The sequence below is a fragment of the Cytobacillus sp. FSL H8-0458 genome, assembly GCF_038002165.1.
Classification (GTDB): Bacteria; Bacillota; Bacilli; order Bacillales; family Cytobacillaceae; genus Cytobacillus.
Window position 1 is genome coordinate 2,073,991 of the sequence record NZ_JBBOBR010000001.1, and the last position, 11,843, is coordinate 2,085,833.

At 42.2% G+C, this 11,843-nt stretch carries 11 protein-coding genes; all 11 read right to left on the reverse strand.

Features of this window, described 5'->3' with window-relative positions:
- Positions 1–101 precede the first annotated feature (101 nt).
- Positions 102–1,544 (reverse strand): dihydrolipoyl dehydrogenase, encoded by a 1,443-nt coding sequence (gene lpdA, locus NYE23_RS10125; RefSeq protein ID WP_341077563.1) that lies wholly within the window; start codon positions 1,542–1,544, stop codon positions 102–104.
- A complete protein-coding gene (locus NYE23_RS10130) occupies positions 1,545–2,768 on the reverse strand; it encodes a dihydrolipoamide acetyltransferase family protein (protein ID WP_341077564.1) in 1,224 nt (407 codons plus the stop codon).
- 11 nt (positions 2,769–2,779) lie between these two features.
- Positions 2,780–3,775 carry an alpha-ketoacid dehydrogenase subunit beta gene (locus NYE23_RS10135; protein ID WP_341077566.1) on the reverse strand — a complete coding sequence of 332 codons (996 nt, stop codon included), beginning with the start codon at positions 3,773–3,775 and terminating at the stop codon, positions 2,780–2,782.
- Complete coding sequence (gene pdhA / locus NYE23_RS10140) at positions 3,775–4,842, reverse strand: pyruvate dehydrogenase (acetyl-transferring) E1 component subunit alpha (protein WP_341077568.1); 1,068 nt, start codon at positions 4,840–4,842, stop codon at positions 3,775–3,777. The genes NYE23_RS10135 and pdhA overlap by 1 nt, the downstream gene beginning before the upstream one ends.
- 74 nt (positions 4,843–4,916) lie before the next feature.
- Positions 4,917–6,026: a Leu/Phe/Val dehydrogenase gene (locus tag NYE23_RS10145; protein ID WP_341077569.1), complete on the reverse strand. Its 1,110-nt coding sequence runs from the start codon at positions 6,024–6,026 to the stop codon at positions 4,917–4,919.
- A gap of 87 nt (positions 6,027–6,113) precedes the next feature.
- Positions 6,114–6,503 (reverse strand): thioesterase family protein, encoded by a 390-nt coding sequence (locus NYE23_RS10150; protein ID WP_341077570.1) that lies wholly within the window; start codon positions 6,501–6,503, stop codon positions 6,114–6,116.
- A 165-nt stretch (positions 6,504–6,668) separates the two neighbouring features.
- Positions 6,669–7,463, reverse strand: coding sequence for an ABC transporter ATP-binding protein (locus NYE23_RS10155; protein ID WP_341077572.1), 795 nt, complete (start codon positions 7,461–7,463; stop codon positions 6,669–6,671).
- Positions 7,438–8,469 carry an ABC transporter permease gene (locus tag NYE23_RS10160; protein WP_197215094.1) on the reverse strand — a complete coding sequence of 344 codons (1,032 nt, stop codon included), beginning with the start codon at positions 8,467–8,469 and terminating at the stop codon, positions 7,438–7,440. Before NYE23_RS10160 ends, NYE23_RS10155 begins: the two co-directional genes overlap by 26 nt.
- A gap of 78 nt (positions 8,470–8,547) precedes the next feature.
- On the reverse strand, positions 8,548–9,558 hold the full coding sequence (locus tag NYE23_RS10165) for an ABC transporter substrate-binding protein (protein WP_341077575.1): 1,011 nt from the start codon (positions 9,556–9,558) through the stop codon (positions 8,548–8,550).
- A 246-nt stretch (positions 9,559–9,804) separates the two neighbouring features.
- On the reverse strand, positions 9,805–10,755 hold the full coding sequence (locus tag NYE23_RS10170) for an NAD(P)H-dependent flavin oxidoreductase (protein WP_341077577.1): 951 nt from the start codon (positions 10,753–10,755) through the stop codon (positions 9,805–9,807).
- Between the two features lie 111 nt (positions 10,756–10,866).
- Positions 10,867–11,742, reverse strand: coding sequence for a phenylacetic acid degradation operon negative regulatory protein PaaX (gene paaX / locus NYE23_RS10175; protein ID WP_335691541.1), 876 nt, complete (start codon positions 11,740–11,742; stop codon positions 10,867–10,869).
- Positions 11,743–11,843: the final 101 nt, after the last annotated feature.

Below are 11,843 nucleotides of genomic sequence, written 5' to 3' on the forward strand. Positions count from 1 at the left end.
TTTTTAATATTAATAATATTTTGAATTTATCATATAGGAAACTTGTAAAGCTTCTCAAGAGTTCAAGTTAAAGCTATAATGCACTTCTGCATTAAAGGAATTTACACTCTTACTTTTTGCGTTTTTTTGCTTTGTGGCGGTATGTGAACAGCCCTATTTCTTAAAGCTTCCACAGCTTCAAGCAAGCCTTCATTTACACTTGGATGCGGGTAGTTAGGGAAAATTAAATCCTCTTCCCTTGCTCCCATTTCCAATGCAGTAATTCCGGCTGAAATTAGTTCTATTGCTCCGGAGCCTACCATGTGGATCCCCAGAAGAACTTGTTTTTCCCTGCAGCTGATCACTTTAATAAATCCGTCTTTTTTTCCGCACAATGTGCTGAATCCGTTGGCAGATAATGGCGATACACCAATTTCAATATCATAGCCCATGTTAATGGCTTCCTGTTCCGTTAAGCCGGCACTCGCAATAGGAGGCTGTGTATGTGCAGCAATCGGAATGAAGTGGAAATCTGATTCCGATTTAATTCCCGCAATTGCTTCAGCGGCTGTTTTTCCTTGTTTAATTGCTTTTACAGCAAGTGCAGGACCTTCTGTTACATCACCGACTGCGAAAATATGTTTCTGTGTTGTCCGGCTTTCTGCGTCAACCCTTATAAATCCTGCTTCACATTGCTCCACCCCTATACGGGAAAGCCCCAGCTGGTCAGTGTTTGGTCTAATGGAAGATGAAACAAATAAATGTGTGCCAGAAATGGTTTCTCGTTTTCCTTTACACTCAAAAGTGACAGTTAACATTCCTTCATTATGCTGCAGTTCCAATACATCCGAATTTCTAAAAATATCTATTTTTTTCTTTTTTAATATCCTCTTCAGTTCCCGGCAAATGGATTGATCAAAATCAAAATCCTCTTTTCCATCTTCGAGGATGAGAGTCACATTAGATCCCAAAGTCTGATAGGCCATACCTATTTCGAGGGCAATGTAATCACTGCCATAGATTAATAGTTTATCGGGTACTTCACTCAAATTTGAAATGGAATGCTGATCGAATACTAATTCACTTATCTCTCTGAACCAAAGTGGTTTTTCCGGTCTGCCGCCGGTCGCAATGATGGCATTTTGAAATCGGAAAACGTCAAATTGGTCTCCTTTTTCGATCCCAATCTTATCCTCTGACAGAAAAAAGGCTGAACCTTTAAGAACTTCTATTTTATTAGCTTGACAGAGGGCTTCAATTCCTGCCCGGAGCTGCTTAATTTTCTTCTGCTTGTATTCCTGGAGCTTGTTTAAGTTTAATGAAATATTTCCTCCTTCAAGCCCCCAATTTTCCCCTTCCTGGAAGGAAGTGAATTTTTCAGAAGACTGTGTGAGAATCTTGGAAGGTATGCAGCCTTTATTTAAACAGATCCCGCCAAGCTGATCCTGTTCAACTAATGTAACATTTCGCCCCAGCTGTGCAGCGCGGATTGCGGCATGATAGCCCCCGGGGCCGCCGCCGATTACGATGACATCACGCTCATGTGCCAGTTCTCCAACTACCATTTATACCATCTCCAGAACAAGCATTTTCGGATTTTTAATCAATTCAGCAAAGCGGTTTGTAAAGCGTACAGCTGTCGCCCCGTCTGCAACTCTATGATCAAAAGACATTGATATATTCATCATTGACCGAATGACAATCTGGTCATCATCGGTCACAACAGGCATCTTTTTTGTTTTATGGAAAGATACCAAAGCTGTTTGCGGATGCTGGATAATCGGAGTTGCTCCAAAGCTTCCGCCAAGAGGCCCCACATTACTGATTGTGAATGTCCCGCCAGATATTTCTTTAACAGAAAGCTTATTTTCCAATGCTTTTTCCGTAAGCTTTTTCATTTCTGCATGAATGTCTCTGATTGTTTTATTTTCAACATGCTTGATGACCGGAACGATTAGGCCTTCGTCCGTATCAACCGCAATACCGATATGATGTTCACCTGCCAAATGTATTTCTTCCTTTTCTTCATGCAGTACAGCGTTGAACACAGGAAATTCTTTCAGGCAAATTGACAAAGCCTTCAGGAAAAAGGCTGTAGCAGACAAGTTTTGGTTTAGAAGCTTAAGTTCTTTTCTGAAAGTAATCAGCTCGGTTACATCAATCTCTTCAAAATGGGTACAATGGGGAATGGTAAAAAGTGATTGTGCCATTTTCCTGGCAATCTGCTTCCGTCTGCCCCTAAAAGGAATGATTTCTTTCTCAGCAGAGAGGCTTTTTATATTTTCCTTCAAAGCTGCTTGTTCCTGTTCATCATGGGCCGGCTTCGTCTGAAGGGAAGCTATGTATTGATAGATATCTTCATCTAAAATACGGCCAGCAGGACCTGTTCCCGTGATTTTCTCAATATCAATGTCATTATCGCGCGCTATTTTTCTTGTGAAAGGAGAAGCAAGAACCCGTTTTCCTTTGAATGCCACAAAAGATTGCTTTTGCTTCTGCGGCGGCTGTGAGTAATCAGGAATTGAAACGGCTTTCTCTTTATCAGCGCCTTCCTCACCAGCCGTCTCTAAAATTAAAATGGTCGAACCCACTTTAACCGTATCGCCAGGCTGCACTGTAAATTCCTTAATAATGCCTGCCTTCGGGGCAGGTATTTCAGCAGTCATCTTATCAGTCTGTACTTCAACAAGCGGATCGTCTGCTTTCACTGCATCCCCCGGCTTGACTAAAAAGCAATTAATATCAGCTTCCGTCATTCCCTCTCCAATATCGTGCAGTTTCACCTCCACGGCTTCCCCTCCTAAAACTTCATAACTTTTTCTATTGCCTGCTTAATCCTTGCCGGAGTTGGCAGGTAATGATCCTCAAAACCGAAATATGGAACTGGTGCATCAAATCCAGTAACCCGTTCTGCTGGTGCTTTCTGATATAAAAAGGATGTATCATTAATGATGGCAAGCACATCATTTCCGACTCCGCCGGTGGCATGGGCTTCATGGACAATAACCGTTCTCCCTGTTTTTTGGACAGATTCTGCAATCATGTCTTTATCCAGCGGGAATAGGGTTCTTAAATCAATTACATCACAATGTACATTATTTTCTTTCATCTGCTTTGCCGCTTTCATAGCTTCTGGCACCATGGCTCCCCACGTAATGACCGTTACATCGTCCCCATTCATGAGTTTTTTGCCTTTTCCTATTTCAACTGTATACTTCCCTTCAGGGACTTCCTCTCTGGCCGAACGATAGCAGCGCATCGGCTCAAGAAACAGAACCGGATCCGGGTCCTCAATAGCCGAAATCAGCAGTCCTTTGGCGTCATAAGGACTGGATGGACAGACGACCTTGATGCCGGGCATATGAGTAAAAATCGCTTCTGTTGAATCACAGTGAATTTCCGGAGCCCTTACTCCCGCACCATATGGAGCCCTTATTACCATCGGAACAGTAAAATGTCCCATTGTCCGCATCCGGAGCCTTGTAGCATGGGTCATGATTTGTTCATATGCGGGATAGATAAAGCCGAGGAACTGAATTTCGATCACCGGCAAAAATCCATTAACAGCCATTCCAATCCCCGCTCCGACAAAGCCGGCTTCACTTAAAGGCGTATCGATAACACGGCCTTCGCCATACTTAGCCTGAAGACCCTCAGTTGCACGGAAAACTCCGCCGTTCCTGCCGATATCCTCGCCCAGCAGCAAAATCTCTTCCTTTTCATTCAGCATGGTATCTAAAGCATCCGTAATGGCTTGCACTAATGTCATAGTTTTTGCTCCAACTGCTGTTTTCATTAACTGCCGCCTCCAATCAGCTTCAGATACTCTTCTTTTTGCTGCTTGATTTGCCATGTAGGCTCAGCAAAGACATAGTCAAAAATTACTGCAGGATCTGCAGGAGGAAAATTTTCCATTTCAGCTACAGCTTTATCTATTTCAGCTGCTGCTTCCTCTTCTATTGCCCTTTGCCATTTCTCATCAAATATTCCTTCATTTTTCAGCCAGCGCTCCAGCCTTAAAATAGGGTCAGTCTCCTGTCTTCTGCTATTGCTTTCCGATTGATCACGGTATTTGGATGGGTCATCTGCTGTAGTGTGTGCACCATATCTCCATGTCACAGCTTCAATTAATGTCGGCCCTTCACCTTTACGGGCCCGCTCTAAGGCTTTCAGTGTTTCAAAATAAACCATGAAAACATCATTCCCATCGATCCTGACTCCCGGAATATCATATGCCAGGGCTTTCTGGGCAATCGTTTTTGTATTCATCTGCTTCTCAAACGGAACAGAAATGGCGTATTGATTGTTCTGATTAAAAAAGACAACCGGAGCTTTAAATACGCTGGCGAAATTTAATCCTTCATGGAAATCTCCCTCTGAGGTGGCACCATCACCAAAATAAGCAATAGCAGCATTGGCAGTGCCTTTTTTCCTTTCTGCGAACGCAGCTCCTGCTGCATGAGGGATTTGTGTCGCAATCGGGATGCCTGGAGGGAAAATTTTCTTTCCGTCAGGCGGCACACACCCTTCATTTCTTCCGTTCCAAAACAACAGGATGTTTCGCAGTGAGTGGCCAAAGGTCATAGCCGCTCCGTGGTCGCGATAGGTAGGAAACATCCAATCGTTCTCCCCCAGCGCAACAGCAGTTCCGACCTGGGAAGCCTCCTGTCCTTCATAAGGAGCATAAGTGCCTATCCTGCCCTGCCGCTGAAGTGAAATAGCTTTGCGGTCAAAAGTACGGATTCTAACCATATGTCTATAAAACTCTTTTACAAGCTTATCAGTTACTTTTTCTTTATCTTCGAAATTGATGATCGTTCCATTTTCGTCCATTATTCGCCTGATCGGAAAGTGATTTTCCATCTTCTCACCCTTTGGCTGGTAAATTATTTTAAGAACTTTTATACTGTACAAATATTGTTATCCAAGCAAAAAAATTAGGTTCTTACTGCCCACTTCGGGCGTTTCATATGGGAGAAAAAGCTGTTTCTGCGTGTGCGTGCTTCAATGCGGCTCTCGCAGAATTGGTTGGATGCTTCAACTGTTGTAATTCCATTTGCTTCAGCATGTTCGTAGATGTTCAGAAGAGAGTTATAAATAGCTTTCGTTTTGCGGAGTACCCTTTCTTTATTAGGTGTATATAATTCATCTGCAACCTGGATTAATCCCCCTGCATTTACAATATAATCGGGAGCGTATAAAATACCCTTATCTTTTAGGATTTGGCCATGGCGCATATCCATTAGCTGGTTATTGGCAGAGCCGACAATTGCTTTTACTTTAAGCAGGTCGATTGTGTCATCATTAATGATGCCGCCCATTGCACAAGGAACAAAAAAGTCTGCCTCGGCCTCATATATCTCATTGCTGGATAAAACCTTCACACCGGCTCCAATTTCTTTCGCCTTGCTGAGGAGCTGGTCGATTGCCTGCTGGCTGATATCTGTCACAAATAAATCTGCCCCTTCCTCCAGCAGCCTTTCTGCGACTTTAAATCCCACTTTGCCAAGTCCCTGAATGGCATAACTCTTGCCTGAAAGGTCGTCTGTTCCGCTCAGTGCTTTATTTGTTGCCTGGAGGCCGTAAATAACACCCTGCGCTGTTGGTACAGAAGAATCGCCGCTTCCCCCATAAACCTCATCAACCCCCACAATGCAATTCGTTTCCTTTAGTGCATGAACGAAATCCTCTGTAGAAGTACCCATGTCTGTTCCTGTATAGAAGCGTCCATTCAATGATTCAACAAATTGGCCAAAAGCACGGAACAGCTCAGGTGTTTTATCTTTTAATGGATCCCCGATAATGACTGCCTTCCCGCCTCCGAAGTCACAATCACTAGCCGCACATTTATAGGTCATGCCTTTTGATAATCGGAGGACATCCTCAAGGGCATCATCAACGCTTTTATACGGAAACATGCGGCAGCCTCCCAATGCCGGCCCCAGCCTTGTGCTGTGGATAGCAATGATTGCCTTTAGTCCGGTGGATTCATCATTGCAGAAAACGACTTGTTCATGGTCTTTAATTTTTTGAAACATATCTGTCATTTCTTTCTCCCCTTTTTATATGATAGCGCTTACAATAGTATTAATATAAAATGCCTGTTTTGTTAAGGCACAGATACTTCTATTCTTTTAATCTTTCTTTAACATTTGTGCAATCCTGCTTTTCTTCAGAATCACCTGTTTGACTTCACCTTCGCCAGCCAGGATTTCTCCATTATGGACGGTTACATTTGAGTAAACTGAATTTCCTTCCAGCTTGGATAGGGTAGCTGTTATAACAATGGAGGATCCTTCAGGTGACGGAGATAAATGCCTGGCAGAAACAGCTCCACCCATCCCTTCTTCTTCCTCATCCAAATAGGGGGTGATCAGGAGTCGGGAGGCCCACTCCATGTGATAGATCATGGTTACAGTGGAATAGACAGGATGAATAACCTCTCCTTCAAATTGTGCGAACATTTCAGGTGAGACCACTGCACGGATAACTGCCTGGTTCCCAATTTGCAGCCCAGGTTTCATAACACCCCTCCCTTTTTGACTATAAATATGTATGACGTTTATTTAACGATATGATACCATTACGTTAAATGAATAGTCAATAAATTGTAAAAACTTTAAAAATTCTTTTGATTTGATCCATGTAAAAAGGATTAACCGGCAAATTGGCTAATCCTTTTTATTATTTTAAGAAAGCAGTGCACGATCACTTGCCATTTTTGTTCCGCGGATTCGCTGAAATTCATTCAACAGCTGTTCAATTGTCAGATGCTGTTTCTGTCCATCATCTACCTCAAGTATAATCTGGCCTTTATCCATCATAATCAGTCTGTTTCCTAAATCCAGCGCCTGCTGCATATTATGAGTGACCATTAAGGTTGTTAAATTGTACTTTTGAACAATTTCTTTTGTGAGTTTTGTAATAAGCTCTGCACGTGCCGGGTCGAGGGCAGCTGTATGTTCATCCAGCAAAAGAATGGAAGGCTCTGTGAAGGTTGCCATTAATAATGAAAGTGCCTGCCGTTCTCCTCCCGATAATAAACCGACCTTAGCATTTAAACGGTTTTCAAGGCCAAGATGAAGGCTTTCAAGAACTTCACGGAAATAGTCTCTGCGCTTTTTCGTCACACCTTTTCGTAATGTTCTTGTTTTATTCCTTGAAAACGCCATGGCAAGATTTTCTTCAATTGTCATGGACGGGGCAGTGCCAGCCATCGGATCCTGAAAAACCCTGCCTATAAGCTTTGCCCGGTTATATTCCGACATGCCTGTGACATTTTGACTGTCGATAAACACAGACCCAACATCAGGTATCATGACGCCCGAAATAATATTCATCAAAGTGGATTTCCCTGCCCCATTACTTCCGATGACTGTGACAAAGTCTCCCTCATTCAATGTTAGATTGATCGTATCAAGTGCAATCTTTTCATCTGGTGTCCCTTCATTGAAGACTTTATGAATCTGATTTAATTGCAGCACCAGTCTCACCCTTTCTGCCTGATGGCAATTCACTTATGTTCATGCTTCCTGCCAATCTTTTAGCTTTCCGTTTCTTCTCCTTCGTGCGGTCAATAATCTTCGGCATTATTAATGCAAGGATGACGATAGTTGCTGTAATCAGCTTCATATCACCTGGCTCAAGGAACTCTACCCTTAGCGCCATAGTAACCACGATACGATAGATAATTGCTCCGCCAATGACCGCTAAAGTCGTTCTGGCAATTGTTTTTGTTCCAAACAAGGCTTCACCGATAATAACTGAAGCCAGTCCGATAATAATCATTCCGATACCCATACCAACATCGGCGAATCCGCCCTGCTGGGCAATCAGTGCTCCTGAGAAAGCCACCATTGCATTGGAAAGGCCCAGCCCCAAAATCACCATCATGTTGGTATTGGCAGAAAGACTGCGGATCATCCTCTTGTTGTCACCAGTAGCCCTTAAAGCTAAACCAATCTCAGTCTGAAGAAAGCGATCTGTCAAAAATTTTATAGCCAATGTGACAACCAGCATAAAGAGAATAATGCCCCATGTTCTCGGGAGGCTGTCGCCCAGCCCTACCATGGACAAAATAGAATTGAAAAAAGAATCGATTCCTGTTTTATCCCAAAAATCTCTTACATGTGTAATGGCTGTTTCTGTGTTCAGGAGAGGAACATTTGATTTACCCATGATACGAAGATTTATCGAATACAGAGCAATCATCATCAAGATTCCTGATAACAGAGCATTAATTTTTCCAAAAGTATGAATAATACCCGTTAGGCAGCCGGCAATAAAACCAGCAAATAATGCAGTGACCGTAGCTAGAAAAGGATTAGCCCCGCTGACAATCATGGTTGCAGCTACAGCTGCTCCAGTCACAAAGCTTCCATCGACCGTTAAATCCGGAAAGTCCAGGACCCTGAACGAAAGATATACTCCAAGTGCCATAATTGCGTATATAATCCCTGACTCGAATGCACCGAATATCGCTGTAAACACTAAGAATCACACCCTTTATTTTGTTTTAGCTTAAAAAGCAGCCGGCCGGATATTTGCATTTCCAGCCGGCGGATTTTCCTACTCTTCATGGAACTCTGCGAAATCAGCCCATTCATCTTTTACTTCCAGTCCCTGTGCTTCAGCTGCTTTTTTATTGATGACCAGTTTCAGGCTTCCAGGAAGCTCAACCGGAATTTCAGAAGGCTTTTTGTTTCCTTTTAAGATCTCAGCTGCCATTTTGCCTGTCTGGTAACCAAGATCAAAGTAGTTGAATCCGCTGGCTGCTATAGCACCGCGTTTCATGGAATCAAGCTCACCAACGAATAAAGGAATCTTTTTGCTGTCAGCGACAGAGATAACCGATTCCAGAGCCGACACAACTGTATTATCCGTAGGGATATAGATGGCATCCACCCTTCCAACAAGGGAGTCGGCAGCCTGCTTTACTTCAGCAGAGGTTGAAACAGAGGCTTCTACAATCTTGGCTCCTTTTGGTTCTGCAAGATCTTTTACCTGTTTAACCTGAACCTCTGAATTTTGCTCTCCGGAATTGTAGATGATGCCAATATTTTTAACACCCGCTTCATCTATCATAAAATCAATCGTTTTAGAAGTTCCTTCCGGGTGGTTATCAGTAGTGCCTGTAATATTGTCTCCAGGCTGATCAAATGATTCAACAAGACCCGCTCCAACAGGGTCTGTAACAGATGTAAAAAGAATTGGAATATCTTTAGTCGCATTGAGAGCGCTAACGGCACTTGGAGTAGCATTTGCAAAAATCATATCCACTTTATCGCCGACAAAATTATTAGCGATTGTCTGTGTGTTGTTCATATCAGCCTGAGCATTTTGGAAATCAAATTTCACATTATCGCCTTCTTTAAATCCTTCATCCTCCAAAGCTTTTTTAAATCCCTCTGTTGCTGCATCCAAGGAAGGATGTTCGACAAATTGTGTGATGCCAATTGTGTACTGCTTCTTTTCATTACCTTGTGAAGAAGAACCACTGGATTTCTCCTGTCCGCAGCCGCTCAAAACAAGCATGCCTGCAGCCATTAGTAAAGAAAAAGCTTTCAACGATTTTTTCATTATATGACCCCCTATACAGCTTTATTAACTATCAGTTTGCTGATAGCTTACACCCTTATGTATACGCTTACATGTTGAAGTAAATAAATGGTTATTACCATTTATATGATATTTACTTTAGATATCGTAAATACAACGTTATATTATCACCCTGTGCCTAAGAGTGTCAATAATATTCTAAAAATTTGATATATTTTAATAAATCGTCTTAATAAAAAAGCAAGCAGGTGTTTGAAACCCTGCTTGCTAGTTTAATAGCTTCTTCGCCTTTTGAAGCTGAAGATCAGCATCCGCTATCATCTTATCCAAGAGCTCCTTTACGCTTGGAAGATCAGAAATCAGGCCAGCTATCTGACCGCCGTTCATAAAACCTTCGTCACCGTTTCCATTTATCGCTCCAATTTTATGATAGTCTTCAGAAGTGAGTTTATTAAACTCATCAATAGAAATCCCTTGTTTTTCGTAATCCAGTAATTTATTGGCATAACCGGTGGAAAGCACTCTTCGTATTCTTCCAACTGAACGCCCCACTATAAGTGTTTCATGATCGGATGCTTCAATAATTTTCTTTTTATACTGCGGATGAAATGGCGCCTCATTGGTTGCAATGAATCTGGTGCCCATTTGAACACCGCTCGCACCCAGGGCAAGCATGGCAGCAAGCCCCTTGCCATCGCCAATTCCTCCAGCTGCCACTACCGGGACTGAGACATTGCCTATTATTTGAGGGATTAATACGAGTGTAGTGGTTTCAAGAGCACTATTGATTCCAGCTGCCTCATACCCTTCTGCCGCAATGATATCAGCTCCTGCTGCCTCTGCTTTCAGCGCCTGTCTTACAGAAGCTGCCACTGTGATGACTTTCACCCCATTTTCATGAAGCTTAGGTATAAAAGGGGCAGGATTTCCTGCTGAAAGTGAAACTGCAGGAATCTTATGCTTAATGACAAGAGAAAGAATTTCTTTTACATATGGGGAGACACTTAGTGCAACGTTAACAGCAAATGGCTTATCTGTTAAAATTTTAGTTTCCTCAATTATTCTTTCAACATCCTCAGGAGGCATTGTTCCTGCTCCGATCGTGCCAAGCCCGCCGGCTTCCGAAACGGCCGCTGTTAAAATGGCATTGCTTATATTCCCCATGCCGCCCTGAATAATTGGATATTTAATATTTAATATGTCTGTTAATCTATTCAATAAAATTCCTCCTTCGTTAAAATAATGTTATACCAATTTCAATAGTTTGACAATTGGAGAAATACAAAAAAAGAGCCATCCTGCTTCCTATGCAGAAGGATGGCTCTTTTTTTACTCAACCATGTAAGGGTGATTTAATGCGTCATAATCAGCATCTCTATTTTTCAGTTCATTTCCTTCTTTAAAAACACTTTCAAAGAATCTGGATGCGGGTTCTGCCAGCTCTTTATAATATTCACTGAATAACGCAGCAGCATGACTGCCCAGCCATTTATCGGGAAGAAGCTCTTCAGGAAGTCCAGGATCCACAAACAGGAATTTCCGATATTCATGCACAAGCTTCGTTCTTTCTACGAAACATTCTGCATCAGTCATATTCCCTTTCAGAATCTTATTTTTATCAATGATATATTTCTGGCTGTATTGGGAAATAAATTCCTGGTATTTTTCATTGATTTCTGTCAGGTTCCAGCTTTTTTCAACAATTTCGATATTTTTATGCGGACCTGCATAACGGGCAATAAAGAAATCAACATAGTTGGCGATATCATATTTCTCAATCAAATCAAAAACTTGTTTCTCAAGATTATTAGCAGAGATCCAGCAGCTGCTGGACATGGATCCAAAACCGCTCCATACAAGTTCCTTCCGCAATTCATCCCTCACATTGCGTATTTCTTCCGGGATGGTATACATCAGGATGCGCCACTCGCCATCCCACTCCTCAGGCTTTAATTTAAAGATACGCTTAGCCGCTTCCTCAATCCTTTTCTGCCCTCTAGGAGTTAAGGAATAATAGCTTTTATTGCCGATCTTTTCTGCACTTACCCAGCCCTGCTTATTCATTCTTGAAATAGCGGCTCTGACAGACTGGTCATTGTGCCCAAATTCACTTAACAGCTTTATAAGACTGCCAATCCAAATTTTGCTGCCATAATGTGAAATATAATCACCGTAAAGTGTGAAAATCATAGATCTTGTATTCAACTTGCATTCATCCTCATTTCATCTTGTGGATTGAACGGAAAAATTTCGTTATATATTATTGTACTAAAATTAGGCAGTTTTGAAAATACTTTTTCGGCATA